The organism is Streptomyces coffeae, assembly GCF_016741875.1.
GTDB lineage: Bacteria > Actinomycetota > Actinomycetes > Streptomycetales > Streptomycetaceae > Streptomyces > Streptomyces coffeae.
Genome location: NZ_JAERRF010000118.1, coordinates 1 through 1,456 on the forward strand (window position 1 = coordinate 1; position 1,456 = coordinate 1,456).

Annotated in this window: 1 protein-coding gene; it reads left to right on the forward strand. The window is 73.8% G+C overall.

What is annotated here, in order from left to right; all coding sequences use genetic code 11:
• Window positions 1–1,456 (forward strand): SpnB-like Rossmann fold domain-containing protein (locus tag JK363_RS41210; protein WP_201883455.1); only part of this gene is annotated, 1,456 nt, incomplete at both ends.

A 1,456-nucleotide genomic window follows, 5' to 3' on the forward strand; every position in this document is an offset into this window, starting at 1 on the left:
CGTGTCCCAGGACACCCAGCCCTGGACCCGGGACCACATCGTGTTCGGCATGGTGCTGGTGCCCGGTGCGGCGCTGGTCGAGATGGCGCTGACCGCCGGACGCGAGATCGGCTGCCCGGTCGTCGACGAGCTGGTGATCGAGTCCCCGCTCCTGCTGGACGAGGACACGCCGGTGCGGGTGCAGGTAACCGTCGGACCGGCCGACGCCGACGGCCGACGCGAGGTCGCCGTCTTCACCGGACCGGAGAGCGACGACGAGCCCGGCGAGGCCACCTGCCACGCGCGCGGCCGGCTGGCCCCGGACAGCGAACCGCTGACGCCCTTCCCGGCCCAGTGGCCACCCGCGGGTGCCGAGCCGATCGACGTGGACGAGCTGTACCGACGAGTGAACAAGCACGCACACCTGACCGACGCCGGGTTCGACTACGGCCCCGCGTTCCGGGGCGTCCGGTCGGCCTGGCAGGTCGGGGACGACGTCTGCACCGAGCTGGTGCTGCCCGAGGTCGCCGGCTCCGAGCGGGGCTTCGCCGTTCACCCCGCGCTGCTCGACTCGGCGCTGCACGGGGGCCTCGGCCTGCTCTACCGGCCCGGGTCCCCGGGCGGACTGCCGTTCTCCTGGTCGGGCGTCCGGCTGGACCGAACCGGCGGCACACGGCTGCGGGTGCGGATCGGTCTGGCGGACGAGACCGCGCTGCGGATGGAGATCGCCGGGGAGGACGGCACGGCGATCGCGCGCGTGGCCCGGATGGACGTCCGCCCGGTGGAGCAGTCACGGCTCGAGGCCGCACGGCGGAGCGGCCGGCGCTCCCTCCACCAGGTCGGCTGGGTGGACGTGCCGACCGGAACCGTGGCGTCCGCGGACGTGTCCGTGTCCGTGCTCGGTGAGATGCAGGTGCCGGGTGACCGGTACGCCGACCTGGCGGACCTGGAGAAGGCGATCGCCGCGGGCGCACCGGCGCCGCGGGTCGTCGTCACCACCGTCGAGACCGCCGCCGGGGCGGACCCGGCCGCGAGCGCGCGGGCGACGGCGCTGGAAGCGCTGACACTGGTCCAGCGCTGGCTGGACAGCGCCTCGCTGAGCGAGACGCTGTTGAGGCTGGTGACGAACAAGGCGGTCGCGGTCGCGGGGGACGAGACACCGGACCTCACGCAGGCACCGGTGTGGGGGCTGCTGCGCAGCGCCCAGTCGGAACACCCGGGACGGTTCGCGCTCGTCGACCACGACGGCAGCGGACTGCCCGACTGGGGTGCGGTGCTCGGTGTGGATGAGCCGCAACTCGCTGTGCGTGAGGGTCGTTTGCTGGCTCCGCGTCTGGGCCGTGCCGCGGTCGGCAGCGCGCCCGCGATGGAGCTGGACGGCACTGTTCTGATCACCGGTGGTACGGGTGGTCTGGGTGCGGTGTTCGCGCGCCATCTGGTGGAGCGGCGTGGTGTGACGCGTCTGGTGCTGGTCAGC